This window comes from Ruegeria sp. H9 (assembly GCF_056532915.1).
In genome coordinates, this window is the sequence record NZ_JBQFNX010000002.1 from 609070 (window position 1) to 633758 (window position 24689).

22 protein-coding genes, 1 tRNA gene and 1 pseudogene are annotated in these 24689 nt (G+C 57.0%); 15 read left to right on the plus strand and 9 right to left on the minus strand.

The genetic code is table 11. The features are described from left to right. Position 1: 1 nt before the first annotated feature. A complete protein-coding gene (trpE, locus tag ACR0CZ_RS11575; RefSeq protein ID WP_170465335.1) occupies positions 2–1513 on the plus strand; it encodes an anthranilate synthase component I in 1512 nt (503 codons plus the stop codon). Positions 1514–1537: 24 nt separating this feature from the next. Here the strand turns inward: trpE and ACR0CZ_RS11580 are convergent, their stop codons facing one another. Further along, positions 1538–3019, minus strand: coding sequence for a divergent polysaccharide deacetylase family protein (locus tag ACR0CZ_RS11580; protein ID WP_480503275.1), 1482 nt, complete (start codon positions 3017–3019; stop codon positions 1538–1540). 197 nt (positions 3020–3216) lie between these two features. Here ACR0CZ_RS11580 and ACR0CZ_RS11585 point away from each other — a divergent pair, with 197 nt between their 5' ends. The 6 genes from ACR0CZ_RS11585 to lexA all read left to right on the plus strand — a co-directional run bounded on the left by ACR0CZ_RS11585 (position 3217) and on the right by lexA (position 8034). After that, positions 3217–3798, plus strand: a complete 582-nt coding sequence (locus ACR0CZ_RS11585; protein WP_480536933.1) for an anthranilate synthase component II — start codon at positions 3217–3219, stop codon at positions 3796–3798. After that, the gene (trpD, locus tag ACR0CZ_RS11590) at positions 3795–4814 is read left to right on the plus strand and encodes an anthranilate phosphoribosyltransferase (RefSeq protein WP_170465332.1); all 1020 of its coding nucleotides are present in this window, start codon (positions 3795–3797) and stop codon (positions 4812–4814) included. The genes ACR0CZ_RS11585 and trpD overlap by 4 nt, the downstream gene beginning before the upstream one ends. Continuing rightward, positions 4811–5623, plus strand: coding sequence for an indole-3-glycerol phosphate synthase TrpC (gene trpC / locus ACR0CZ_RS11595; protein WP_170392973.1), 813 nt, complete (start codon positions 4811–4813; stop codon positions 5621–5623). Before trpD ends, trpC begins: the two co-directional genes overlap by 4 nt. Then, a complete protein-coding gene (moaC, locus tag ACR0CZ_RS11600) occupies positions 5623–6096 on the plus strand; it encodes a cyclic pyranopterin monophosphate synthase MoaC (RefSeq protein ID WP_480503277.1) in 474 nt (157 codons plus the stop codon). The genes trpC and moaC overlap by 1 nt, the downstream gene beginning before the upstream one ends. After that, entirely contained in the window at positions 6093–7265 is a 1173-nt protein-coding gene (locus ACR0CZ_RS11605) for a molybdopterin molybdotransferase MoeA (RefSeq protein WP_170465328.1), read from the plus strand. The genes moaC and ACR0CZ_RS11605 overlap by 4 nt, the downstream gene beginning before the upstream one ends. 70 nt (positions 7266–7335) lie before the next feature. Beyond that, positions 7336–8034 (plus strand): transcriptional repressor LexA, encoded by a 699-nt coding sequence (lexA, locus tag ACR0CZ_RS11610; RefSeq protein ID WP_170465326.1) that lies wholly within the window; start codon positions 7336–7338, stop codon positions 8032–8034. On the opposite strand, the gene ACR0CZ_RS11615 is transcribed toward lexA, so the two are convergent. After that, on the minus strand, positions 8028–10055 hold the full coding sequence (locus ACR0CZ_RS11615; protein WP_170465324.1) for a ComEC/Rec2 family competence protein: 2028 nt from the start codon (positions 10053–10055) through the stop codon (positions 8028–8030). The genes lexA and ACR0CZ_RS11615 overlap by 7 nt on opposite strands. 78 nt (positions 10056–10133) lie before the next feature. Here ACR0CZ_RS11615 and gltX point away from each other — a divergent pair, with 78 nt between their 5' ends. The 3 genes from gltX to ACR0CZ_RS11630 all read left to right on the plus strand — a co-directional run bounded on the left by gltX (position 10134) and on the right by ACR0CZ_RS11630 (position 14063). Then, positions 10134–11540: a glutamate--tRNA ligase gene (gene gltX, locus ACR0CZ_RS11620; protein WP_170392968.1), complete on the plus strand. Its 1407-nt coding sequence runs from the start codon at positions 10134–10136 to the stop codon at positions 11538–11540. Positions 11541–11654: 114 nt separating this feature from the next. Beyond that, positions 11655–12950 (plus strand): citrate synthase, encoded by a 1296-nt coding sequence (gene gltA / locus ACR0CZ_RS11625; RefSeq protein WP_170392967.1) that lies wholly within the window; start codon positions 11655–11657, stop codon positions 12948–12950. A 171-nt stretch (positions 12951–13121) separates the two neighbouring features. Continuing rightward, positions 13122–14063: an autotransporter domain-containing protein gene (locus ACR0CZ_RS11630; protein ID WP_170392966.1), complete on the plus strand. Its 942-nt coding sequence runs from the start codon at positions 13122–13124 to the stop codon at positions 14061–14063. A 9-nt stretch (positions 14064–14072) separates the two neighbouring features. Here ACR0CZ_RS11630 and ACR0CZ_RS11635 read toward each other — a convergent pair whose 3' ends face one another. Further along, entirely contained in the window at positions 14073–15140 is a 1068-nt protein-coding gene (locus ACR0CZ_RS11635) for a PA0069 family radical SAM protein (protein ID WP_170392965.1), read from the minus strand. 315 nt (positions 15141–15455) lie between these two features. On the opposite strand from ACR0CZ_RS11635, the gene ACR0CZ_RS11640 reads away from it, so the two are divergent. Continuing rightward, complete coding sequence (locus ACR0CZ_RS11640) at positions 15456–16154, plus strand: corrinoid protein (RefSeq protein ID WP_170392964.1); 699 nt, start codon at positions 15456–15458, stop codon at positions 16152–16154. A gap of 101 nt (positions 16155–16255) precedes the next feature. Continuing rightward, positions 16256–16921, plus strand: coding sequence for a DUF1638 domain-containing protein (locus tag ACR0CZ_RS11645; protein WP_170392963.1), 666 nt, complete (start codon positions 16256–16258; stop codon positions 16919–16921). Positions 16922–16924: 3 nt separating this feature from the next. Here ACR0CZ_RS11645 and ACR0CZ_RS11650 read toward each other — a convergent pair whose 3' ends face one another. Continuing rightward, positions 16925–17335: a SufE family protein gene (locus ACR0CZ_RS11650; RefSeq protein WP_170392962.1), complete on the minus strand. Its 411-nt coding sequence runs from the start codon at positions 17333–17335 to the stop codon at positions 16925–16927. A gap of 141 nt (positions 17336–17476) precedes the next feature. Between ACR0CZ_RS11650 and ACR0CZ_RS11655 the strand changes: the two genes are divergently transcribed. Next, a complete protein-coding gene (locus ACR0CZ_RS11655) occupies positions 17477–18001 on the plus strand; it encodes a hypothetical protein (RefSeq protein ID WP_170392961.1) in 525 nt (174 codons plus the stop codon). Here the strand turns inward: ACR0CZ_RS11655 and rnd are convergent. The 3 genes from rnd to purM all read right to left on the minus strand — a co-directional run bounded on the left by rnd (position 17998) and on the right by purM (position 20905). Further along, complete coding sequence (rnd, locus tag ACR0CZ_RS11660; RefSeq protein ID WP_170392960.1) at positions 17998–19155, minus strand: ribonuclease D; 1158 nt, start codon at positions 19153–19155, stop codon at positions 17998–18000. The genes ACR0CZ_RS11655 and rnd overlap by 4 nt on opposite strands. Before the next feature lie 110 nt (positions 19156–19265). Further along, the gene (purN, locus tag ACR0CZ_RS11665) at positions 19266–19862 is read right to left on the minus strand and encodes a phosphoribosylglycinamide formyltransferase (RefSeq protein WP_170392959.1); all 597 of its coding nucleotides are present in this window, start codon (positions 19860–19862) and stop codon (positions 19266–19268) included. Beyond that, positions 19859–20905, minus strand: coding sequence for a phosphoribosylformylglycinamidine cyclo-ligase (gene purM / locus ACR0CZ_RS11670; RefSeq protein ID WP_170393681.1), 1047 nt, complete (start codon positions 20903–20905; stop codon positions 19859–19861). The genes purN and purM overlap by 4 nt, the downstream gene beginning before the upstream one ends. Before the next feature lie 107 nt (positions 20906–21012). On the opposite strand from purM, the gene ACR0CZ_RS11675 reads away from it, so the two are divergent. Beyond that, a tRNA-Ile gene (locus tag ACR0CZ_RS11675) sits at positions 21013–21089 on the plus strand. Positions 21090–21272: 183 nt separating this feature from the next. Further along, complete coding sequence (locus ACR0CZ_RS11680) at positions 21273–22373, plus strand: glycosyltransferase family protein (RefSeq protein WP_170392958.1); 1101 nt, start codon at positions 21273–21275, stop codon at positions 22371–22373. 24 nt (positions 22374–22397) lie between these two features. Here ACR0CZ_RS11680 and ACR0CZ_RS11685 read toward each other — a convergent pair. Both ACR0CZ_RS11685 and ACR0CZ_RS11690 read right to left on the minus strand, forming a co-directional pair. Continuing rightward, positions 22398–22585 (minus strand): annotated as a pseudogene (locus ACR0CZ_RS11685) (IS5/IS1182 family transposase); the annotation flags it as partial. 762 nt (positions 22586–23347) lie between these two features. Continuing rightward, entirely contained in the window at positions 23348–24667 is a 1320-nt protein-coding gene (locus tag ACR0CZ_RS11690; protein ID WP_170465322.1) for an ATP-binding protein, read from the minus strand. Positions 24668–24689 lie beyond the last annotated feature (22 nt).

Consider the following 24689-nt stretch of genomic DNA (forward strand, 5'->3'; position numbering starts at 1 on the left):
CATGGCCCTGACCCCGGATTTCGAAAGTTTCGCGCGCGCTTATGATGCGGGCGAAAATCAGGTCGTCTATACCCGCCTCGCCGCTGATCTGGATACGCCGGTTTCACTGATGCTGAAACTGACAGGCGCTCAGAAAGACGCCTTCATGCTCGAGTCGGTAACCGGGGGTGAAGTGCGTGGGCGCTATTCGATCATCGGAATGAAGCCCGATCTGATTTGGCGCTGTCAGGGCGAGACATCGGCCTTGAACCGATCAGCCCGCTTCGATGCCGAGGCGTTCGAGCCACAGGATGGCAACCCGATGGACAACTTACGCGCCTTGTTGGCTGAAAGCCGCATCGCGCTTCCCGTTGACCTGCCGCAGGCCGCCGCTGGCCTGTTTGGCTATCTGGGCTACGACATGGTCCGGTTGGTGGAATACCTGCCGGATGTGAACCCTGACCCGTTGGGCCTGCCAGATGCGATCATGCTGCGCCCCTCGGTCATTGCTGTGTTGGACGGCGTCAAAGGCGAGGTTACCGTGGTGTCGCCCGCATGGGCCAGCGAGGGCCAAAGCGCCAAAGCCGCCTATGCGCAGGCCGCCGAGCGTGTGATGGATGCCGTGCGTGATCTTGAGCGTGCCATGCCGGCCGAGACGCGCGATCTGGGTGACGCAATAGAAGTTGGGGCTCCTGTCTCTAACTTCACCAAATCGGGCTATATGGAAGCCGTTGAAAAGGCCAAGGAATATATCCGTGCAGGTGATATCTTTCAAGTCGTCCCAGCCCAACGCTGGACACAGGATTTTCCGCAGCCGCCATTTGCTCTCTATCGCTCGCTGCGGCGCACCAACCCGTCGCCGTTCATGTTCTATTTCAACTTCGGCGGCTTTCAGGTCGTAGGTGCAAGCCCAGAAATTCTGGTGCGTGTCTTCGGCAATGAGGTCACGATCCGCCCTATCGCGGGTACCCGCCCGCGTGGCGCGACGCCCGAAGAAGACAAAGCCAACGAAATCGACCTGCTGGCCGACAAGAAAGAACTCGCCGAGCACCTCATGTTGCTGGACCTGGGCCGCAATGACACCGGGCGTGTTTCTAAGATTGGAACCGTGCGTCCCACCGAAGAGTTCATCATCGAGCGCTACAGCCACGTGATGCACATCGTATCAAACGTGGTCGGTGAACTGGCCGAAGACAAGGACGCATTGGACGCGTTCTTTGCCGGGATGCCTGCAGGCACGGTATCAGGCGCGCCCAAAGTGCGCGCGATGGAGATCATCGACGAGTTGGAGCCTGAAAAGCGCGGCATCTACGGTGGCGGTGTCGGGTATTTCAGCGCAGGCGGCGACATGGATATGTGCATCGCACTGCGGACGGCCATTGTGAAAGACCACAAACTGTATATCCAAGCTGGAGGCGGCGTTGTCTATGACAGCGACCCAGAAGCGGAATACATGGAGACCGTCCATAAATCGAACGCCATTCGCCGCGCGGCTGCGGATGCGGCGCGGTTTACAGGCAGCGGAAACAGCTAGTAGGGCGGCGGATGGTCGCTGCCGTCACCCGTCCGTCAGCGATCCGGCAACGCCCTGCTGGACTTCTTTCATCATCACGGCAGAAATTGGGGCCATCGCCACGCGGCTGCCGCGATCCTCAAGCCCCCACAGCAATAGAGCCGAGATCGTCTCGGGACGCAGACGCCCCAGCATCACCACGGCACCTTCCTGTCCGGCGCGGAAGGCTGCCTGATCCAGAAAACGCCGCATGATCTTGGGGTCCTGTTTGGCACCATCGAAATCGCGGAACACTACGCTGGATGGAATGCCGTTGCGCGCTGCAAGCTTTTGCGCAGTGTTTAGACCATTGTCCTGCGTCACCAGCCCGCGCCCGGTATCTCCGGCAATCGCCGCAACCTGATCAGCCAGCTTTCGGTTGCCCTGAATGCCGCTTCCGACACCTTCCAGAATGCCAACGGTTTGAGGCAATTGATCCAACCACACCGACAACGACACCTCAGCGTCCTGAGCACTGGCGGCTTCGTGCATGTCAACCAAGGCCAATACTTCAAATCCAGCCTCGCGATGACGGGCCATTTTTTCCGCTGCATTCGGGTCAGACGGGCTTACGGCAAAACTTAGCGGGTATGGGAAATCCTGCAACGCCTCGGCCCCAAAAGCCCCTTCATCATCGATCAGAATGATCGACATCAATGGCTTGGATTCTGGATTTTCGAAGGTGGCAGCATGTGCTTCGATGGGCTTGGCCACCACTTCTGGAGTAATCACGGCTTGTTCGACGGGCGGGTCATCCCTTTCGGTTAGGGGCACGACACGCTTGCCGATCAACGAACCGGAACCTGTGGCCCCCTCTCCGCCAATTTGCGGCAGGGTCAATACGCGCGGCTGACGTACAGGGCGGGTATCTTCTTCACCCTCAACCGCGATTGGATTTTCATCAGGCACGGGTTCCGCTTCCTCAGCCTCTGGCGCGGCATCCGGCAATTCCACGGCCTCAGGCTGCAGGGCTGCGACCTGAGGGGCCTCCTTGGGCGTTTCTTCCGCCACCTGCGGTTTCGGGGCTTCCTCGGGCGCAGGCGCTGCTGGAGCGTCCGCGAGCGCTCCCGGTTCGGCTTCCTGACGTGGCGAGGTTGGTTCGGCAAGTGGATTTGGCGGTGCCGCGGGCGCTTCGGTTTGAACGGTCACGTCAGAAGATGAGATCGCTGCAGGTGCCTCGGCTACGGTCGGTGCTCCACCCGCCTCAGGACGGGCACCGGGCTCAAGCTCGATACCTGCCAAGCCATCCAGCGAATCTGATGATAGATCGGGGGTTTCAGGGCCGGATGGTGGCAACTCAACCAGATCAGCATCGGCATTGCTTTCTTCAACTTTCGCAGCCTCCAGGGGCTGCGGAGTATCAGCCACTTCGGGCGCGGTTGCCGTCACATCTGGTTTACGTGACAAAGGAGTTGTCAGCGAAAGAACCGCGCCCAGTGCCAATACCGAGACCGCCCCGGCGATCACTCCACCGTAAAATCCGCTCATCGAAATCTCGCCTCTCGCGTTGTTTCGTGCCTCATCTGCCCAGACGCCATCTTCCGCGACGCTCACCTGTACGGTGTCAAGTTGGGTATGTCCTCTTGACGCTGCCGCACAAGCCTGAGCATGTATGTCCCGACATTATACCGCGCTCAGGGACTGCATCGCCAGCCCGAAATGCCCATAGGAAGATAAGTGCCCAAATGCTGCTGCTGATCGACAACTATGACTCGTTTACCTACAACCTCGTTCATTATCTGGGTGAGCTCGGGGCCGAGATGGTCGTGCGCCGGAATGACGCGCTGGATGTGCAGGAAGCAATGGCGATGAACCCGGCTGGTATTCTGCTCAGCCCCGGCCCATGTGACCCCGATCAGGCGGGTATCTGTCTGGCGCTGACCGAGGCGGCAGCCGAAACGCAAACACCGCTGATGGGTGTCTGTCTGGGGCATCAAACCATCGGTCAGGCATTTGGCGGCAAGGTTGTGCGCTGTCATGAGATCGTGCACGGGAAAATGGGCACGATGAAACACACCAGCAAAGGTGTATTCGCTGGCCTGCCCTCACCCTTCGAGGCCACCCGGTATCATTCGCTTGTTGTAGAACGCGAAAGCCTGCCCGATTGCCTTGAGATCACGGCCGAGCTTGAGGATGGCACGATTATGGGTCTGCAGCACAAAGAACTGCCGATCCACGGCGTCCAGTTTCACCCGGAATCCATCGCGTCCGAGCATGGTCACGCCCTGCTTAAGAACTTCCTGAACGAAATGAAAGTCCCCGCATGAGCGACGCTCTGAAACCTCTGATCGGTGCTGCGGCCGATCGACCTTTGACCCGTGCCGAGGCTGAACAGGCCTTTGGCATCCTCTTTGATGGGGCCGCCACGCCCAGCCAGATCGGCGGGTTGCTGATGGCAATGCGCACGCGCGGCGAGACGGTCGAGGAATACGCCGCCGCCGCTGCCGTAATGCGCGCGAAATGCAATGCAGTGAAAGCTCCCGCTGGCGCGATGGACATCGTTGGCACGGGGGGCGACGGCAAAGGAACACTCAATATCTCGACAGCCACGGCTTTTGTGACGGCTGGCGCCGGTGTCACCGTTGCAAAACACGGTAATCGGAATCTGAGCTCGAAATCCGGCGCAGCAGATGCTCTTGGGCAGCTAGGTATCAACGTAATGGTCGGCCCGGAAGTCGTTGAGAAAGCGCTGAAAGAGGTCGGTATCGGCTTTATGATGGCCCCAATGCACCACCCGGCGATCGCCCATGTCATGCCTTCGCGGCAAGAACTGGGGACGCGCACGATTTTCAACATTCTGGGCCCCCTGACCAACCCCGCCGGAGTGAAGCGCCAACTGACCGGTGCGTTCAGCCGCGACCTGATCCGCCCGATGGCCGAAACTCTGGGTCTGCTTGGGGCTGAACATGCCTGGCTAGTCCACGGCTCAGACGGTACGGATGAGCTTACGATCACCGGGGTCAGCTGGGTCGCATCGGTTGAGGACGGCGTTGTCAAAGAGGTCGAGCTTCACCCCGAAGATGCAGGCCTTCCGGTGCATCCGTTCGAAGATATCATCGGCGGCACGCCCGAAGAGAACGCGGTCGCCTTCCGCGCCCTGCTGGATGGGGCACCTTCAGCCTACCGCGACGCGGTGTTGCTGAACTCGGCAGCGGCGCTGGTCGTTGCAGATGCGGCAAGCGATCTGCGCGAGGGCGTTGCGATGGCCACAGAAAGCATTGATAGCGGCAAGGCCCGTGAAAAGATCACCGCGCTGGCGCGCATTACACAGGAAGCCGCATGACCGAGACCGTTCTGGACAAAATCAAAGCGTACAAGCTGGAAGAGATCGCTGCGGATAAGGCGCATAAGCCTCTGGAAACACTAGAATCTGAGGCACGGAACGCACCCGAGGTACGCGGTTTTGCCGAAGCCCTGCATTCGGCTATGCGCAAGGGGTACGGATTGATCGCCGAGGTCAAAAAGGCCAGCCCGTCCAAAGGTCTGATCCGCGCTGATTTCGATCCGCCCGCGCTTGCCAAAGCTTATGAAGAGGGCGGCGCGGCTTGCCTGTCGGTTCTGACGGACACGCCTAGCTTTCAGGGTGACAAGTCCTTTCTGACCGAAGCGCGCGCGGCCTGTTCGTTGCCAGCATTGCGGAAGGACTTCATGTACGACCCCTATCAGGTGGTCGAAGCGCGTGCATTGGGTGCGGATTGCATCCTGATCATCATGGCATCGGTCAGCGATGCACAGGCCGCCGAGCTTGAGCAAACCGCGTTTGACTGGGGCATGGATGTTCTGATCGAAGTCCATGACGCAGACGAGCTTGAGCGGGCATCGCAGCTGAAAAGCCCGCTGATCGGGATAAACAACCGCAATCTCAAGACCTTCGAGACGACTCTTGATACAACTCGTCATCTGTCAAAGCTGGTTCCAGCGGATCGCACGATCGTCTGCGAGAGCGGCCTTAGCACTCCGGCGGACCTCGCAGATATCGCCCGCTACGGTGCGCGCTGTTTCCTTATTGGTGAAAGCCTGATGCGTCAGGATGATGTAGCTTCGGCAACTCGAGCACTGCTCGCCAACCCGCTCATTCCCGGAGTGATGTGATGCCGCTGACCCATTTTGATGCCAAAGGTGAGGCCCATATGGTGGACGTGTCCGACAAGGCTGTCACCGACCGGGTTGCGGTTGCATCTGGATACATCAAGATGGCGAAGGAAACCTTTGATATCATTTCAGAAGGACGCGCTGAGAAAGGCGATGTTCTTGGTGTTGCCCGACTTGCGGGCATAATGGGCGCCAAGAAAACGCCTGACCTGATACCTCTGTGTCATCCGCTACCCGTGACCAAAGTCGCCATTGAACTGAGCTTAGACACGGACCTTCCCGGCGTTCAGATTGAAGCGACTGTAAAGACTTCCGGCCAGACCGGCGTAGAGATGGAAGCGCTGACAGCAGTCTCGACAGCCGCACTGACGGTTTACGATATGGCGAAGGCCGTGGACAAATCGATGGAGATCGGCGGCATTCGTGTTCTACTGAAAGACGGCGGAAAATCAGGGCGTTACGAGGCATCATGATCTCGGTTGAAGAAGCGCGGGCTCTGCTGTTCGATCTGGTCTCACCGCTGCCCGCAGAAACGGTTGCACTTGCCGAGGCTGCCGGTCGTATCCTGGCAGAAAACGTTGCAGCAACGCGTGATCAGCCGCCCTTTGCGGCGTCATCAATGGATGGGTACGCCGTTAACGCGGCCGAAGTCGAACTGCATGCAATGTTCAAAGTGGTTGGCGAAGCAGCGGCCGGACGTCGCTTTGCTGGAAGCGTCGGACCCGGCCAAGCTGTGCGGATATTCACTGGTGCGCCTGTGCCGGATGGTGCAGATTTCGTCGTCATACAGGAAGATGTCGACCGACGCGGTGATCTGATCACCATAATCGACGCCCCCGGTGAAAAGGCCAATATCCGCCCTGCGGGGATCGATTTCAGCATCGGTACGCAGATCACGGCCCCGCGCCAGCTCAGACCCGAAGATGTCGCATTAATGGCAGCGATGAACATCGCTTCGGTCCCTGTGACCCGCAAACCCGTGGTTGCACTAATCTCAACCGGTGACGAACTGGTGATGCCCGGAGAAACACCCGGCCCCGATCAGATCATCGCCTCAAATACCTTTGGTCTTAAGGCGTTACTGGAAGATGCTGGCGCACAAGTTCGTGTACTTCCTATCGCACAAGATACCTTAGCGTCATTAGAAACAGCTTTTGGCTTGGCACAGGGCGCTGACCTCGTGGTGACCATCGGAGGGGCGTCGGTTGGCGAGTACGACCTGGTTGCGGATGTCTCGGAAGGTCTTGGGCTGAAGCAATCGTTCTACAAGATTCGCATGCGACCGGGTAAACCACTGATGGCCGGGCGGCTTGGGGATGCTGCGATGGTCGGTCTACCCGGAAACCCGGTCAGTGCCATGGTGTGCGGTTACCTGTTCCTCATCCCAATGGTGCGCCGCATGTTGGGGATTGAACAGGCCCTACAGCCATTCCAACGCGCCCGCCTTTCTGCCCCGCTCGGAAAAAATGGCCCGCGTGAGCATTATATGCGGGCGGTGTTGGACAACGGCGGCATCCGCGCCTGTGATGATCAGGACAGCTCGCTGCTAAGTGTTTTGGCGCAAGCCAATGCACTATTGGTACGCCAACCCCACGATCCCGCGCGCGAGGCCGGGGATGAGGTCCTTTACCTGCCGATCTAGCAAATCCGTTGACACAAAACGTGAACATGCGTAGAACAAAAGAAAACGCATGAGCGACGAGGTATGAGCAATGCTGACCAAGAAGCAATTGGATTTGCTGGAATTCATCCACAAACGCGTGCAAGCGGACGGTGTTCCGCCCAGTTTTGATGAGATGAAGGCCGCGTTGGATCTACGGTCAAAATCCGGGATTCATCGACTGATCACCGCGCTGGAAGAACGTGGCTTTATCCGCCGCCTTGCCCATCGAGCCCGTGCCATCGAAGTTGTCAAGCTGCCCGAAAGCCTTGGGGGAGAGCCAACTACAGGTTTCAAACCCCGTGTGATTGAAGGCGATCGCCCTGAAGGTCCACGCCCCGCGAACTTTGAACCCATCACAGTTGATGCAATGGAATTGCCTGTTATGGGCCGGATTGCTGCCGGTGTACCGATCGAAGCGATCAGCCATGTGTCGCACCGCGTTGCGGTACCGGGCTCGATGGTTTCGGGCCGTGGTGAACATTATGCGCTTGAGGTTCGTGGCGACTCGATGATCGACGCCGGTATCAACGATGGCGATGTCGTGGTGATCCGCGAAACAACGGCCGCTGACAACGGTGACATCGTGGTGGCATTGGTGGAAGATCAGGAAGCCACGCTGAAACGGTTTTTCCGCCGAGGTCAGGCCATTGCGCTGGAAGCGGCGAATCCGGCCTATGAGACCCGCGTGCTGCCAGAGGACAAGGTGAAAGTTCAGGGCCGCCTGGTAGGCTTGATCCGAAGCTACTGAGGCAGCTTGGGGGACCATAGGCGGCGGCCTGAGATATCAGAACTCGCGAACAAACGCCCCTTGGATAACGCAAGACTGCCTGTCTTCCGCAGAAATTCCGTATCGTAAACGCTGCATTCACCGGTCAAAGTCAACGACACCGGGGCGACAATGATCTGATCTTTCCTGCATTCCTGAAAGGCGCTCGCAGCCCGCTTGCTAGTCAAGTGGACAAGCTCTTTGTCTCCCAGAAGAAAACGTTGAATTCCCGCTGGTGCCTCTGGCCATCGCAAAGCGGCCTTTGGTTGATCTGCCCCGTCCCCGTCATTTTCCAGCCAAACCGACGCGACAAATCCGCTGCCTTTCGGTTTGCTCAGCGCGCGCCCGTGTTCAGTCATCACTCCGACCAGCCCGCCGGTATCGGCGATCAGCACGTCTGGGCGGCTTCCCTGACCCCACAGCGCTATCGCCAATGCCGCCGGGGCGATGCCGAGCCACCGTGCGTGCCCTTGCCACAGCATTAGCCACAGAAGAGACAGAGCCAGAACAGGCAATACGAAATAGTCTGGGCTTACCACGTACCCGCGCGCGCCCTCCAGTCCCGCGACCCAATTGGCAACGGTAAGGATCCATCTCAGCCCAAGACCCATTACGTGCAATGCAATCGCTTCAAGCCCAAAAGGTGCAAGAAGGGCGGCGACCACCGCACTTGGAACGACCAGCGTTCCCATGACGGGCACGGAGACGAGATTTGCCAACAACCCGTAGTGTGAAATAGCGTTGAAATGCGCCGCCCCGATCGGAGCTGTCGCGATCCCCGCGATCGCCGAGGATGTCAACAAGGCCAGCATAGGCCGCAGCCATTTTGGGCCTGGCATTGGGCCATAGCCCCGCAACGCGCCAAACCCTGCGACCAAGGCGGTTGTGGCTGCAAAAGACATCTGAAATCCGGGGCTCAAAAGAGTTTCTGGGCGAAAGGTAAGAACAATCAGCGCAGCCACGGCCACCGCCCGCAACGAAATCGCGCGCCGGTCCAGCAATACGGCCCCCAGCATAACGCAGACCATCACAAAGGCGCGCTCAGTCGCGACGTTCCCACCAGACAGAAGCAGGTAGATTGTCGACGCGAATAACGCGCAGAGCGCTGCCACCTTGCGTACGGGCATGCGAAGCGCGATGACAGGTACCATTGAGAACCCCATGCGGCACGCCACAAAAACGAAACCGGTCAGCAAACCCATGTGCAGGCCCGAAATCGCCAGAAGATGAGCCAGGTTGGACGCGCGCAACGCCTCTAACGAGGCCTGCCCCATCCCGCTGCGATCACCGGTAGTTACGGCGGCGGCAAAGCCCCCGACTTCGCCCGGCAGGATCGTGCGCACCCGATCCGAGATCTCCATGCGCCAGGCCGTGATACGCACTCCGTCCAAACCATCTTGCGCCGCAGCCGACGTCAGGACCGGAACCCGAGTGTATCCAACAGCGCCGAGTTGCTGGAACCAGGCGTGGCGGCGAAAATCAAAACCTCCGGGTTCAACTGGCCCTTGCGGCGGCGAAAGATGTGCTGTGGTCATAATCCGCTGACCCGGGGACAGCGCAACTGACTCCCCGTGAATAGACAGCCGGATGCGCCGGGGTCTTTGATCAGCAGGAACGTCCCCGATCCGCACCTGATCCAATGTCACCCTCAGCGCATCCGACGCAGAGCGGTCTAGCGCTACGACCCTCCCCTCGACCGGGCCATAGTAACGCCATTGCAGGACCGGCTCCGCAACCATATGTGCCCGCGCCCCGGCCAGAGCGAACCCCATCGCGATCAGGGCTAAGCCAGTGGCTAGCGGTGACCACGCGGCCCCCATGAAACGGGTGGAGGCAAGCGCCAGCAAGGCAAGCGCCAGGACGCCGACATAGAGCTCAACCTCGGGTTCGAACCTGAGGCTGAAATACCAACCAATCCCGACCGCCAGGCAGATCGGGGACCACGGAAACAAGTGTCCCCGCTGGGTCAGCAATGCGGTCTCGACCCGTGTCAGAACACGCATGGTTGCCCCCGTCCTTCGGGCTGGGTAGATAGTCGCCAAACTATGCCCGCTAAGGTTACCAAAAGGTTAATCCACACCATGTCCGATCAGGTCGTCACCCGTTTTGCCCCCTCTCCCACCGGATTTCTGCATATCGGTGGCGCCCGCACTGCTCTGTTCAACTGGCTTTATGCGCGGGGTCGCGGCGGCCAGTTCCTGTTGCGGATCGAGGATACCGATCGGGAACGTTCCACGCCGGAAGCAACAGCGGCCATACTGCAAGGCATGGACTGGCTAGGGCTTGATCATGACGGTGAGGTGGTCAGCCAATTCGAGGGTGCCCCTCGACATGCAGAGGTCGCGCATCAATTGCTGTCCGACGGCAAGGCATACAAGTGCTTTTCGACGCAGGAAGAAATCGCTGCATTCCGTGAACAGGCGCGGGCCGAGGGGCAGTCGACCCTGTTTCGCAGCCCGTGGCGCGAGGCTGACCCTGCCATACATCCCGACGCACCTTACGTGATCCGCATCAAGGCTCCGCAAGACGGTGCCACTGTGATCCGCGATCAGGTGCAGGGCGATGTCACCATTCGCAACGATCAGTTGGATGACATGATCCTGCTGCGTTCGGATGGGACTCCGGTCTATATGCTGGCCGTTGTGGTTGACGATCATGATATGGGCGTGACTCATGTGATCCGGGGCGACGATCACCTCAACAACGCCGCCCGTCAGATGATGATCTACGAGGCGATGGGTTGGGATGTACCAGTCTGGGCGCATATCCCTTTGATCCATGGACCCGATGGAAAAAAGCTCAGCAAACGTCACGGTGCGTTGGGGGCGCAAGAATATCAGGCCATGGGATATCCGGCATCCGGAATGCGCAACTATCTGGCTCGGCTGGGCTGGAGCCATGGGGATGATGAGTTCTTTACCGATGCCCAAGCTAAAGAGTGGTTCGATCTGGATGGCATTGGCAAAAGCCCGGCGCGGTTTGATGTGAAGAAGCTTGAAAACCTTTGTGGACAACATATTGCCGTCGGGGAAGATGCCGCGCTGCAGCATGAAATTCAGGGATATCTGAAGTCAGCTGGTTTGCCGCCGCTTTCCGAAACACAATCCAGTGATTTGGTCCGTGCGATGTATTGCCTCAAGGACCGCGCACGCACGTTCCCGGAACTCATTGAAAAAGCTCATTTTGTGCTTACGTCGCGACCTATCCAGCCAGATGAAAAGGCCGCAAAGGCGCTGGCATCTGTATCCGACGGTATACTGAAAGAATTGACGCCGCAGCTGCAAAATGCTAGCTGGTCCCGGAACGAACTGGAGGAGACCCTGAATTCGTTCGCAGAGGCGAATGGGGTTAAGTTCGGCAAATTGGCTGGTCCGCTGCGGGCGGCACTAGCGGGCCGGGCAGTTACACCTTCGGTATTTGACATGATGCTTGTGCTTGGGCGCGATGAAACCCTGGCGCGGCTTTCTGATGCAGCGAACCCGGCCTGATTTCACATAAGGGTAACGCTGCTCCGTTAAGAACGGACTGCGCGACGGAACGCAGTCGTTGCCTGCTTTGTCGGACAGCGATCCGGCATGCGCACGAATGAAGAAGGGACAAACATGACCGAGAGCAAAAAATCAGCCAAACTGACTGTCCACGGCGAAAGCTATGATCTGCCGGTGTTTTCTCCGACCGCTGGGCCCGATGTGATCGATATCCGCAAGCTCTATGGTCAGGCTGGCGTCTTTACTTATGATCCGGGTTTCACGTCCACCGCAAGCTGTGACAGCACCATTACATTCATCGACGGTGACAAGGGCGAGTTGCTGCATCGCGGTTATCCGATCGAACAGATCGCCTCGAAGTCGCATTTCCTCGAACTCAGCTATCTGCTGCTGTATGGCGAGCTGCCTTCGGCGAAGGATCTGGAGAACTTCGAGACCACAATCACCCGCCACACGATGCTGCACGAGCAGATGCAGTATTTCTATCGCGGATTCCGCCGGGATGCGCATCCGATGGCCATCATGGTGGGTGTGGTTGGTGCCATGTCCGCGTTCTATCACGATTCGACCGACATCGCGGACCCGCGTCAGCGTGAAGTAGCTTCGCACCGTTTGATCGCAAAAATGCCGACCATCGCGGCCTGGGCCTACAAATACCATATCGGTCAGCCCTTCGTGTACCCGCGCAACGACCTGGACTATGCGTCAAACTTCCTGCGCATGTGTTTTGCCGTTCCTGCCGAAGATTACGAGGTGAACCCGATTCTGGCACGCGCCATGGATCGTATCTTCATGCTGCAGGCGGATCACGAACAGAACGCCTCGACTTCGACGGTGCGTCTGGCATCTTCTTCGGGTGCAAACCCATTCGCCTGTATCGCGGCCGGTATCGCCTGTCTCTGGGGTCCGGCCCATGGTGGTGCGAACCAGGCTTGCCTTGAAATGCTGGAAGAGATCGGCAGCGTGGACCGCATCCCCGAGTTTATCGAGCGCGCCAAAGACAAAGATGACCCGTTCCGTCTGATGGGCTTTGGCCACCGCGTCTACAAGAACTTCGATCCACGCGCGAAAGTGATGAAGCAATCGGCAGACGAAGTACTTGACCTGCTGGGCGTAGAAAACAATCCCAAACTACAGGTCGCGAAGGCGCTGGAAAAACAGGCTCTGGAAGATCCGTATTTCATCGAAAAGAAACTGTTCCCGAATGTCGACTTCTATTCGGGCATCGTGATGGAAGCGATGGGTTTCCCAACGTCGATGTTCACGCCAATCTTCGCGTTGTCACGTACCGTTGGCTGGGTTAGCCAGTGGAAAGAAATGATTGCCGATCCACAGAATAAGATCGGACGCCCACGTCAGCTTTATCTGGGCGCGACCAACCGCGATTACGTGGACATCGAAAACCGCTGATACACACACAATATCGATGTTAAGACCCCGGTTATCCGGGGTCTTTTTTTCCGTAGCGTTACCAAAATGAGACCGTTCGAAACCAATCGTAAATGACTGTTTCGATGCATCTTTCCGCACTGCCTCAGTCCGCCTAATGTTGCCACGTCCGGCGAATACTGTTTGGTTCTCATGCGTTTCATCTTCTTGTTCATTATGTTGCTACTTGCGCAATCGGCTTCCGCTCAAAGCGTGCTGGAACGTGCTTTTGAGAAGCAGCAGCAGGAAAACGCCGCCGGGTCGCTGGCAATCTTAGGGCTAGCAGGCATCCCGGACGATTCTGCCAGCGCAATCTCGCTGCAGTCAAATACAGACAATCGCGATTACGATTTCAAATCCGCCCAGCTGGGCGGCGGGTTTCGCCTTGCTGAGGGCGTGCCGATCTATCTTGAGGGGTATATAGGCTACGCGCGCTATGACCCCGTTCTGACCTTCAGCGGCACCGGAGATACCACGCGTATTCCGCTGAAATGGACCAGCCTCGCCCTGACCGGCGGTGTCGGCTATCAGTTCGACATCGGCGAGTATTGGAAAATGACCCCGATGGCCCATATCTCGGTCGGACGTACGCAATCCGACGCATCTGTCGGTGCGCAAGCCATCGCCAACCGCCTGGGGCTTGATCGAGACTTTCTCGAAAGCGGCGGCATCTGGGCTGGTGGCGCAGGCGGATCGATGACGGTCTCGTACGAGAAAGCTCTGTCCAACGACCGAGAATTCGAGGCAAGCCTGCGCTATACCCATATCGAATACTGGCCTATCGGAGACAACGAGGACTTGTTGGTTGAATCAACTGCCGCAAATGCAGTTCTGTGGTCACGCTACCGCTTTCCAACTGGAAAACGCATGTTCGGTCGCCCGGTCCGCTGGGTGGGCGATCTGTCCCTGTCCTATCTGATCGGGGATCAGTCACTTGTATTGGGCACCGACTGGCTGGCCCGCGTAGGTGGCGGGATCGAGGTTGATCTGTCCGACACATGGGTGCCTTGGGTATCAACGACACGGTTTATGGTCCGTTATTACGGCAGCGATACGGTTAACGGATTCTCCGCCGGGATTGGCATCAGTTTCTGAACAAAGGTTTCAGAACAAAGCCAGCTGATCACCGGGCTGAGGTGGCGGCGCAAAAGCCGCACAGTTTAGTGGCGGCATATCAGTCGACAGCCCGAGACGTTTGACTGCGGCCTTGAACCGTCGCGCAATCATCTCGGCATAGGTCCCTTCGCCCCGCATGCGATGGCCCCATCGGGGATCATACTCCCTACCCCCATGCATTTCGCGCAGCCGTGCCATCACCTTCTCAGCCCTGCCCGGCTGATGTTCGATCAGCCACTCGCGCCAGAGCGCGGATACTTCACGGGGAAGCCGCAGCATGATCCAGCTTGCAGCATCGGCGCCAGCCTGCTTTCCGGCCTCCAGCAGATTTTCCAGCTCATGATCGGTTAATCCGGGCACGATTGGAGACGTCATAACGCGCACAGGCACGCCAGCCTCGGTCAGGTTGCGGATCATTCCGAGCCTGCGCTGCGGTGAAGGCGCCCGGGGTTCCATCCGTCGGGAAAGATCGCGGTCCAATGTGGTCAGCGAGATGCCAACCCGGACAAGGCCATTGCGGGCCATCGGTGCCAGAATATCAAGATCACGCTCGATCAGAGCCCCCTTGGTCACAATACCGACCGGATGTTGAAAATCTCTCAGAACCTTTAGACAGCTTCTTGTTATCTTGCGGTTTTTTTCGATCGGTTGATAGGGATCGGTGTTGGTTCCCAGTGCAATCGTGGCCACCTTGTAAGAACGTGCTGAGAGTTCGCGACGCAATAGCTCAGCCGCATTGGGTCGCGCAACAAGGCGGGTTTCGAAATCCAAACCCGGAGACAGCCCCAGATACGCATGCGTTGGCCGAGCAAAGCAATACACGCATCCATGCTCGCAGCCCCGATATGGGTTTATGGATCGGTCAAAAGGTAGGTCCGGCGACTTGTTATAGGTGATCAGATTGCGCGCCATTTCTTCCCGAACTTCGGTCCGCAACGGGGGCAGTTCCTCTGGCAAATCCCAGCCATCTTCGGTCAACTCGGTTGTAAACCTCTCGAATCGACCTGCTTCGTTTGAGGTTGCTCCGCGCCCAGGGCTTTTGATGGCAGCAGTCATTTGTTCGCTTTTTGTTCCTATCACTAGATGTAATTAAAACCAGTTTCACTGGCAAGATTCATGTTTCGATTTCCAAAAATCATCAGATGCTCGAAACAGGCGACGCATTAGACTGCAGGTGAATTTACCGTGGCTAATGAAACCAATGCAGGATGATCTTGCAAAATTCGATGTCGCTGAGTGCGAATATTCGGCCTATAGGTCGGTCTCAGAACGACCTAGGTCGCAATCGTCACAGTAGACCTGCGACGAAATGGCCAAAACGGTGAAAATGCCACCACGGGCCGCAGGCCCGCACAGCTCAGGGAAATACCCATGTCTGATGAAGAAGACATCGTCCTGTCCGAACTGAATGACGACGAACTCGTCGAACAGATGTTCGATGACCTTTATGACGGCCTGAAGGAAGAGATCGAAGAAGGTGTGAACATCCTGCTCGAGCGCGGATGGCAACCCTATGACATCCTGACCAAAGCGCTGGTTGGCGGCATGACAATTGTCGGCCATGACTTCCGCGACGGCATCCTGTTCGTGCCTGAGGTTCTGCTGGCGGCCAACGCCATGAAAGGCGGTATGGCGATCCTGAAGCCTCTGCTGGCTGAAACTGGTGCTCCGCGCGTTGGCAAGATGGTGATCGGCACCGTCAAGGGCGACATCCATGACATCGGCAAGAACCTTGTTGCGATGATGATGGAAGGCGCCGGGTTCGAAGTTGTCGATATCGGCATCAACAACCCGGTCGAGAACTACCTCGAAGCGCTGGAAAACGAACAGCCCGACATTCTGGGCATGTCCGCTCTGCTGACGACGACGATGCCTTATATGAAGGTCGTAATCGACACGTTGGTCGAACAAGGCCTGCGTGATGAGTACACCGTTCTGGTTGGCGGCGCTCCGCTGAACGAAGAGTTCGGCAAGGCGATCGGCGCTGACGGCTATTGCCGCGACGCAGCCGTGGCGGTGGAAATGGCCAAGGACTTCATGTCGCGCAAGCACAACCAACTGGCCGGCTAAGGCGCGAGATCATATCGTGAGACAGGCCGTCCTTTTTGGGGCGGCCTTTTTTGTCCGAACCTCGGGCACATATATAGCTAAAGACCAGCCAGAGAGATCAGATGACCGACTCACAGATCCCAGACGATGACAGCCTGACCCGTCAGGGCTATGTCGCAGCGCACAGCGCCGAGTCGATTCTTCTGATCGCATGTGGTGCACTGGCCCGCGAGATTCTGGACCTGAAAGAACGGAACGGCTGGGATCACATGGCCCTGACTTGCCTGCCCGCCATTTTGCATGTGCACCCGGAAAAGATCACACAGGCGGTCGAGGATGCGGTTGCCAAGCATCGAGACTCATACGACCGCATCTACGTTGTCTATGCCGATTGCGGAACCGGTGGGTTGCTACAGGCAGCGTGCAAGCGACTGGGGGTCGAGATGATCCAAGGGCCCCATTGCTATTCCTTCTTCGAGGGCAATCTGGCCTTTGCAGCGCATGGCGACGATGAAACCACCGCTTTTTATCTGACAGATTTCCTTGCGCGGCAGTTTGATGCGTTTGTCTGGAAACCGCTGGGTCTGGACCGTCATCCTGAATTGCGAGAGATGTATTTCGGCAATTACACCAAGCTCGTTTATCAGGCGCAAACCGATGATCCCGACTTGACCCGTCGCGCGCAGGAGTGCGCTGATCGGATGGGGCTGGAATTCGAACGTCGGCAAACCGGCTATGGCGATTTGGAAACCACGCTTGCTGACTGGGCAGCGCGCAAATCCACCTAAAAGTCAGGCGCTGGCCAATGCCACTTCGCGAATACGTTCTATCATAGCGCGTAACCCGTTCGAACGTTGGGCAGACAAATGATCCTGCAACCCCAGTCGCGCGAGTTCTCCACCGGCATCAACACTGGGCACCTCGGCCACCGGCAAGCCGTTATACAGGCTACGCAGAACCGCAATCAGGCCCCGAACAATCAGGGCATCGCTGTCACCGTCAAAGCGGAATTGACCGCCCTCAATGGTTGGATGCAGCCAGACCTGACTGGCGCAACCATTCACCTTGGTCGCAGGGACTTTGAATGCATCATCCAGAGGCTCCATCGCTTTGCCCTGCTCGATCACATGGCGATAGCGGTCTTCCCAGTCCTCCAGGAACTCGAAATCCTCGACTATCTCTTCGAAGGCTGGCGTTGCCATATCGGGTCCGTCCTTGCGTTACGCATTCACAATTGTGAACTATGCTCAGCGCTACCGACTGTCCAGTCCCCAGCGTGGCTTTTCAAACGATCGAATTTGCGTTAACCCGATGCAGGTAAAGTTGCACAAAGTACTGGGTCCATGCACAAAACTCTGCCTGTTCTGATGATCTTCACAATGGCTCTGTCCGCTTGTAGCAACTGGAGCAACTCAAGCGCGAATCCATCGAACTGGTTTGGCAGCAGCACACCCAGCCCATCCGAAGTATCAGCCGATGACGCTAATGCCTTGGTTCCCGAAAATGCCGACAAAAAAGGCCTGTTCGAGCGTCCGGACGCCGAGGATAATAGCGTTCCAATCGCCGTGATCAACGAATTGCGGATCGACCCAACCTCGACGGGTGCAATCATCTATGCGGCTGGCACAGCCATTCGACAGGGTGCGTTCAACGCGCAGCTCGCGCGCGTAAGATCTGAAGAACTCAGCAAAAATGGCGTTATGGAATTCACCTTCCGCGTGGATTACCCGGACTACGCCACTGCGCAGGGCACCGAACGGTCGCGGATGGTTTCAGAGGCCGTCAATGTAAGCCGGAAAGAACTGGAAGGTATTCGTTTAGTTCGGGTCAAAGGCCAGCAGAACGCGTTGGAATCCCGTCGCCGTTAAAGCGAGACAACCTGCACGGCCTGTCCCTTGGCGGCCAAAGCAATCTTGCCTTCGCAAAGCTTCAGCGCGTCCTCGCCAAAAACCTCGAACCGCCAACCAGACATGGCGGGAACTTCTCGTTCTCCTGCAGCGATCTGATCCAATTCCGCGCTGGAGGCGATCAATTTTGCGGCAACGCCTGCGCTTTCGGTCTTTGATTTCAAAAGAACGCGCAGCAAATCTGCAAGTGCAGGGTTGACCTTCAGCTTGTCGCGGCTGTTGTCAATTTTCGGCAATCGGTCTTGCGGGCAACCTACGCCCCGTTTTACCGCCTCCAGAATGCCTTCTGCGATCGCCCCTTTGCGCGCTTCGCGCAGCAACAAGCGCGATCCGCCCAGATCAGAGGGCGTCTTGGGCTTGGTCGAGGCCATCTCGATCAACGCATCGTCTTTGAACACACGGCTTCGTGGCACATTGTTCTCTTGCGCATAGGCCTCGCGGAACTGCGCCAGCTCTCGAACCACGGCCAGAAACTTGGCAGAGTTGGTCCGCGTTTTGACCCGCCGCCACGCCTCTTCCGGGCGAATGTCATATGTCTCGGGTCGGGTCAGTATGCGAAGCTCTTCTGCGACCCAGTGATCCCGGCGCGACTTCTTAAGTTCTGCAGCCAGATGCTCATAGATTTTCCGAAGATGGGTTACATCTGCCAATGCGTATGTTTTCTGCGCTTCCGTCAGAGGGCGCCGTGACCAGTCGGTGAAGCGAGAAGTTTTATCGACCCCTTCCTTGCAAATCTTCCGGACCAGAGTCTCATAGCCAACCTGTTCACCAAAACCACAGACCATCGCAGCGACCTGAGTATCAAACAACGGAGTCGGAAAGACTCCCGCGTCGACCCAAAAAATTTCAAGATCCTGCCGCGCGGCGTGGAAAACCTTGACCACGCTTTCGTCGCTGAACAGCTGGTACAAAGGCTCCAGCGACATGCCGTCAGCCAATGGATCAACCAGAACGGCGCTGTCTTCATCTTCCGATGGCACTGCAAGCTGCACCAGACAGAGTTTCGAATAATAGGTCCGTTCGCGCAGAAATTCGGTATCTACAGTGACATAAGGATATTGTGCAGCAGCCGAGCAGAATGCGGCCAGCTCTTGCGTCGTCGTCAGGGTTTTCATGCGCGGTGCTGTTCTTGCTTTTGGTTATTGTGACTGCCCGTGCCGTCCTCGTCCCGAGCGATATGCGACCATAAGACGAATAACCTTTGCGTGTAAATCACCCCGCCGCGTTAGGGCAGAAGAACTGGGTCTTTGTTGCCCATACAATAACGGCGAAGCACGGCAGGGTAGAGTTTGTGCTCCCAGGTCAACACGCGGGCGGCGAGCTCCTCAGGTGTGTCCCCTACCCGTACACCCACGCGCGCCTGACCCAGAATCGGTCCGTCATCCAACGCGGCAGTAACTTCGTGAACGGTGCAGCCATGTTCGGCGTCGCCTGCTTCAATTGCGCGTGCATGGGTGTTCAAACCCTTGTACTTAGGCAAAAGCGATGGGTGGATGTTCAGCATCCGGCCCTGGAAACGCGTTACAAATTCACCCGTCAATACACGCATGAAACCGGCCAGACAGACAACATCCGGCTGGGCTGCCATAAGCGGCTTAAGCAGTTCTGCTTCAAACGCAGCGCGATCTTTGCCAAAGGGCTTGTGGTCGACGGCTGCGGTCGGAATTCCGCGCTGTGCAGCTTTCTTCAGCCCTCCGGCATTTGCGTCGTTCGACAATACCAGACATGGTCGGCCTGGATGATCGCCATTCATGCTGTCGACCAGCGACAGCATGTTCGATCCGCCCCCGGAGATCAGGATCGCGACGCGCTTGTGGCTCACAGAAATTTGCCTGAATAGGCCACACCCGGCGCTGCGGTGACCGTTCCGATGCGCGCAACGGATTCGCCTGCCTCTGCAAGCAGTGTTGTAAGATCATCTGCCTGATCTGCAGCGCAGACAACAATCATACCGATGCCGCAGTTGAAGGTCTTCAACATCTCGGACTCGGCGATGCCACCGGTCTCGGCCATCCATTTGAACACAGGCGGCAAGTCCCAAGCATTCAAATCAATCTCGGCCCCGAGCCCTTCGGGCAATACGCGCGGCAGATTTTCGGTGAGGCCGCCGCCGGTGATATGGGCAAGCGCGCGAACGCCGCCAGCCCGGATCGCCTGCAGCGCTGGTTTCACATACAGCCGCGTGGGGGTCAGCAGAGCCTCACCCAATGTTCCGCCACCGAAAGGCGACTCTGCCTCCCAGCCCGACCCCGAGATCTCGACCAGCTTGCGCACTAGCGAATAGCCGTTGGAATGCACCCCGTTCGAAGCCAGCCCCAGCAGGACATCACCCTGTTCAACGCCCTCGGGCAATGCGGTCCCGCGTTCCATGGCACCAACCGAGAAACCGGCCAGATCGAAATCGCCGTCAGGGTACATACCCGGCATCTCGGCGGTTTCACCACCAATCAGGGCGCAGCCAGATTGGACACACCCCTCGGCAATTCCTTCGATAATCCGCGCGGCAGTATCGGTGTCCAACTTACCGGTGGCAAAATAATCCAGGAAAAACAGCGGCTCAGCACCTTGGCAGATCAGATCGTTGACGCACATCGCCACCAGATCGATTCCCACGCCATCGACAACGCCGGTATCAATTGCGATCCGCAGCTTGGTGCCCACACCATCGGTTGCGCCCACCAGAACCGGGTCTTTATAGCCAGCCGCTTTCAGGTCGAACAGAGCGCCAAACCCGCCTAGCCCACTCATCACGCCCGAGCGGTTGGTGCGCTTGGCCGCAGGCTTGATCCGATCGACCAGAGCGTTGCCTGCGTCGATATCTACACCTGCGTCGGCGTAGGTGATTCCGTTCTTGCCCGCTGTCATGGCCAATCCCTCATGAGTGCTTTGCGCGCGGGTTATTCGATTGTGGGCCATGTTGCAACGGTCAGGCTTGACGCGGGCTGCCATCGTGATAGGCAAAGCCCTCAGGCGGGCCTGTAGCTCAATTGGTTAGAGCAGAGCGCTCATAACGCTTTGGTTGGGGGTTCGAGTCCCTCCGGGCCTACCAAAACCGCCATTTTCCATATAAATCAACGCCAAATTGCCCCAAGAACTATTGATAGTACCCTCACGTGATTCCAATGGGACAAACAAAAGACAGAGCTTCAACAAAAAAATTTTCGCCAGCCAATACGCCGTCACACTTGTCAGCACAAACTATCATGCCCGGACTTGACCCGCATAGTTGGGTATGATTGAACCGAGCGAGGCAGTTAGCGTCATCCTCATTCCAATCAAAACAAAACAGGCTGACAGCGTGAATTCCAAGCGTCCCAAAATTTACTGCCAATTTCTTGATCGCCCTGTCATGGAGCCTTTGTCTGGGGATCGTATAAACGAAATGCGATTCTACCGAAGTCTCTCCAGCTTTGCAGATGTTTACTACAACGACGTCCTCGTTGACTGGGAACGCGGAATCATAGGTGATCCGGGAGGCTTGAGAACACCGACGCGCGACTATGATCTGTATTATGTTCGGGCGAACCCAGAGTTGTTCAAAAGCCTTCCCCACCCTAAGATAACGCTAGCATATCCTTACGACCCGGAAGCCTTTCGTGTAGCCGATGCTCTGGTGGTCACGACAGAGGCGTGGCAGAATTTGTTGTATGAGCATTCCACCAGTGCTGCAGTACGAAAAAAACTATCCAAATGGTATCCCGACAAGATCGTGCTGCCCGATATGATCCTAAACATCCAGCAAGCTATCGATCCCCTTTTTCTTCAACCAATCTCTTCCAAGTCGAAATTCATTTGGCACGCAAAGATGACTGGTTCTAAGTCTTTTGGATTCTTTGGGCGTGTCACTAAAGAGACAATTCCAATTGAGTTGATCGACAACCTCAGCATTGTCCGAGAACGGCTTGGCTCTTCAACTAATCCGTTGGCCGCATTTGCTGGAAGCATCCGCACAACATTACCCATGCCAGCATTGTCCTTAGGTCACATTCCCTATGGAGAAGTACCCGGAGCGCTTGCAGCCTGCCGCGGGACACTTGGGCAAATGTGCGCAGACAGCGATTATTTGGGGTCTGGGAAACTGCTGGATGCAATGGCAACCAAAACCCCCATTGTCACCCGGCGAAATGCGGTTCGTGACGAACAACTTGGTTCTGCGTATCCTGGAACGTACGACCACAGTGAGGAGGCTTTGGACATTCTCTGGCGACTTTGTACCGAGGATACGTTTCATAGTGATTTGCAGAATTATCTTGCAGAGCGAACGGGGCATTTTTTGCCGACATCAACCGGACAGCGAATAAGTCAGAAGCTTGAGAGAGCTGGCTTTCTCTAGAAATAGCGCTGTTTGGTTTGATCGTGTTGACAAGTGGCGCGACCAGAGACGGATCGATTTGATGTCGATAAGACTAGGTTGCATTCCGCGGTATTGTCGACACGGTGGGCATTCTTTGGCTTGCTGAAGCAACGTTCTCCCAATTTACGAACGTAATATAGCGATCTGTCGGCAGCAACACACTTCTTGCGTGATTTCCAAATGGGGATGACGGCAGAACTTCGCGGTTGTCCATTATTTTGTGAGTGTGAGCCTCCCCATGATTCGTCAAACGACACGGTTTTGTTTCGGTCAGTACACGATAAGGAACCTTGATCGTAGCCAGACAACACTTTTGTAATCACGCCCTACAAAAGCTACGACATCATTGTTGGCAACGTCGTTTAAATCCTGTGGATCGCTTGTCACCTCGTCCGTATCCGGCACGAGCATGTTAAATGAGACGTCTTTGTAAATCATTGTCATGCGACATCTCTCCATAATTCGGGATGGTTGACCGGTATACGTCATGTTCTGGCTTTGGAAACTTGAGAGCGCAGGTTCCTGCAACCTCGGCATCAAAACGCATTGTCGACAGATCGGAACGAACAGCACCGCTAGCTGTCGATATTCCCATAGATGATCCGGCTACTTCAGCTATCGACTGGCCCTCGCCGGCCGCTTCAGACGAACTGCTCGACTACCCAGCTCTTTCACTTTGACGAGACCCTCACCAGTAGCCCTCGATGATTCATAAGGCGATCCATCACCTTCTCGTCCTTCGTGGAGTTACTCTATACGAGATCATGTCCATTCACGAGCGCGCCCAGGCAAATACTGAAAGGGTTGAACGGATGAGACTGGTTGGAATGGGGGCATCAAAACAGGCCAGGGTGGATTGGAAAGCTGAGTCAAACGGTATTCCAGCCTGGGACACTCACGTTGATAATAAAGGGCAAAACTTAATTCCTGGCAGACCCTCCGGGCCTACCAAATCACCGTCCAATCACGATATCCGCGCTTAATCCGCCCAGCCTTTCGCTGCTGCCCAGTCGCAGAATACCACCATGTACGCGGGCGATATCGGCAACAATGGCAAGGCCCAATCCCACGCCGGTGCCCTGATTCTGGTTTCGCGCCGGATCAAGTCGCGTGAAGGGTTTGACGGCCTCGGTGCGTTGTTCGACCGGGATACCGGGGCCGTCATCTTCAACCCGAATGCGTAGTGACTTTGGCGTCATCGAAAGGCTGACCTCGGCGCGTGAACCATAGCGATTCGCGTTTCCAATCAGATTCTCTACTGCCCTGCGCATGGCCGATGGGCGCAGCATTGCCGTTCCACGCCCCTCGACCGAGATTAGTTCAACGTGCTGGCCCGCGCGCTGTGCATCGTCAACGATTTGGCTCAACCAATTTTCGGGTTCAATCTCTTCGGGTGCGCTCTCTGCAGCGCCACGCGAGAAGTCCAAGAATGCATCCAGCAGCGATTGCATCTCGTCCACGTCTTGCAACAACGGTGCGGCCTCGTCCTCGGGCAACATAGCTAATCCAAGTTTCAGACGCGTCAGAGGTGTGCGCAGATCGTGGCTGACCCCCGACAACATGAGCGTGCGCTGCTCAATCTGCCGCTCGATTCGGGCGCGCATGTCAACGAAGGCATTGCCCGCAGCGCGTACCTCGATTGCGCCACCGGGTGAATAAGGCACGACCCGCCCGCGACCAAAGGCCTGCGCCGCGTCCGCAAGGCGCGTGATCGGGCGCAACTGATTGCGCATGTAGAGAAACGAGATCGTTGTCATCAGAGCCGCAAAGAACACCATCGTCACAATCAGCTGATGCGGTGCAGTCGGCGACAGGCGTCGGCGATCAAACTCTAGCTCAAGCATGCCCAGATTGGTTGCCAGAAAAAGACTCACTTCCTGTCCATTTGGCAGAGCCACATACTGGGTTTCAGGCAACAAGCTGCGCATTTCCGCATCCACCTGCGGGGCAATGAAATCGTACCATCGACGCGGACTGTTTTTCGGCTCTTCATTCGGCGGCAGAAAACGGGCGGTCATGTTCAAGACCGACAAGTCCTGCCGCGCAGCTGCCAATGCCTGCTGCTGGGTTTCCGCACCCTCCATCACGTCCAGCACCAGTGTCACCTCGCGCGCCGCCGTGCGGGTCATCTGGGCGGTCACTTCTTCAAGATGTTTTTGCAAAAAGGCAATCGCCACCACCAAAAGCACGACAATGACCGGCAGTACCAGAATGAGTGCGGCACGCGCATATAGGCTGCGCGGCATATAGGGTTTGAGCCATTGGGTCGACATGCGCTAAACCTAGCGGGCTGCC

What these genes read in the sequence shown, in the direction of transcription:
- trpE (WP_170465335.1), top strand. Translation starts at nt 2, where the DNA reads ATGGCCCTGACCCCGGATTTCGAAAGTTTCGCGCGCGCTTATGATGCG.
- ACR0CZ_RS11580 (WP_480503275.1), bottom strand. Translation starts at nt 3,019, where the DNA reads ATGAGCGGATTTTACGGTGGAGTGATCGCCGGGGCGGTCTCGGTATTG.
- ACR0CZ_RS11585 (WP_480536933.1), top strand. Translation starts at nt 3,217, where the DNA reads ATGCTGCTGCTGATCGACAACTATGACTCGTTTACCTACAACCTCGTT.
- trpD (WP_170465332.1), top strand. Translation starts at nt 3,795, where the DNA reads ATGAGCGACGCTCTGAAACCTCTGATCGGTGCTGCGGCCGATCGACCT.
- trpC (WP_170392973.1), top strand. Translation starts at nt 4,811, where the DNA reads ATGACCGAGACCGTTCTGGACAAAATCAAAGCGTACAAGCTGGAAGAG.
- moaC (WP_480503277.1), top strand. Translation starts at nt 5,623, where the DNA reads ATGCCGCTGACCCATTTTGATGCCAAAGGTGAGGCCCATATGGTGGAC.
- ACR0CZ_RS11605 (WP_170465328.1), top strand. Translation starts at nt 6,093, where the DNA reads ATGATCTCGGTTGAAGAAGCGCGGGCTCTGCTGTTCGATCTGGTCTCA.
- lexA (WP_170465326.1), top strand. Translation starts at nt 7,336, where the DNA reads ATGCTGACCAAGAAGCAATTGGATTTGCTGGAATTCATCCACAAACGC.
- ACR0CZ_RS11615 (WP_170465324.1), bottom strand. Translation starts at nt 10,055, where the DNA reads ATGCGTGTTCTGACACGGGTCGAGACCGCATTGCTGACCCAGCGGGGA.
- gltX (WP_170392968.1), top strand. Translation starts at nt 10,134, where the DNA reads ATGTCCGATCAGGTCGTCACCCGTTTTGCCCCCTCTCCCACCGGATTT.
- gltA (WP_170392967.1), top strand. Translation starts at nt 11,655, where the DNA reads ATGACCGAGAGCAAAAAATCAGCCAAACTGACTGTCCACGGCGAAAGC.
- ACR0CZ_RS11630 (WP_170392966.1), top strand. Translation starts at nt 13,122, where the DNA reads ATGCGTTTCATCTTCTTGTTCATTATGTTGCTACTTGCGCAATCGGCT.
- ACR0CZ_RS11635 (WP_170392965.1), bottom strand. Translation starts at nt 15,140, where the DNA reads ATGACTGCTGCCATCAAAAGCCCTGGGCGCGGAGCAACCTCAAACGAA.
- ACR0CZ_RS11640 (WP_170392964.1), top strand. Translation starts at nt 15,456, where the DNA reads ATGTCTGATGAAGAAGACATCGTCCTGTCCGAACTGAATGACGACGAA.
- ACR0CZ_RS11645 (WP_170392963.1), top strand. Translation starts at nt 16,256, where the DNA reads ATGACCGACTCACAGATCCCAGACGATGACAGCCTGACCCGTCAGGGC.
- ACR0CZ_RS11650 (WP_170392962.1), bottom strand. Translation starts at nt 17,335, where the DNA reads ATGGCAACGCCAGCCTTCGAAGAGATAGTCGAGGATTTCGAGTTCCTG.
- ACR0CZ_RS11655 (WP_170392961.1), top strand. Translation starts at nt 17,477, where the DNA reads ATGCACAAAACTCTGCCTGTTCTGATGATCTTCACAATGGCTCTGTCC.
- rnd (WP_170392960.1), bottom strand. Translation starts at nt 19,155, where the DNA reads ATGAAAACCCTGACGACGACGCAAGAGCTGGCCGCATTCTGCTCGGCT.
- purM (WP_170393681.1), bottom strand. Translation starts at nt 20,905, where the DNA reads ATGACAGCGGGCAAGAACGGAATCACCTACGCCGACGCAGGTGTAGAT.
- ACR0CZ_RS11680 (WP_170392958.1), top strand. Translation starts at nt 21,273, where the DNA reads ATGATTGAACCGAGCGAGGCAGTTAGCGTCATCCTCATTCCAATCAAA.
- ACR0CZ_RS11690 (WP_170465322.1), bottom strand. Translation starts at nt 24,667, where the DNA reads ATGTCGACCCAATGGCTCAAACCCTATATGCCGCGCAGCCTATATGCG.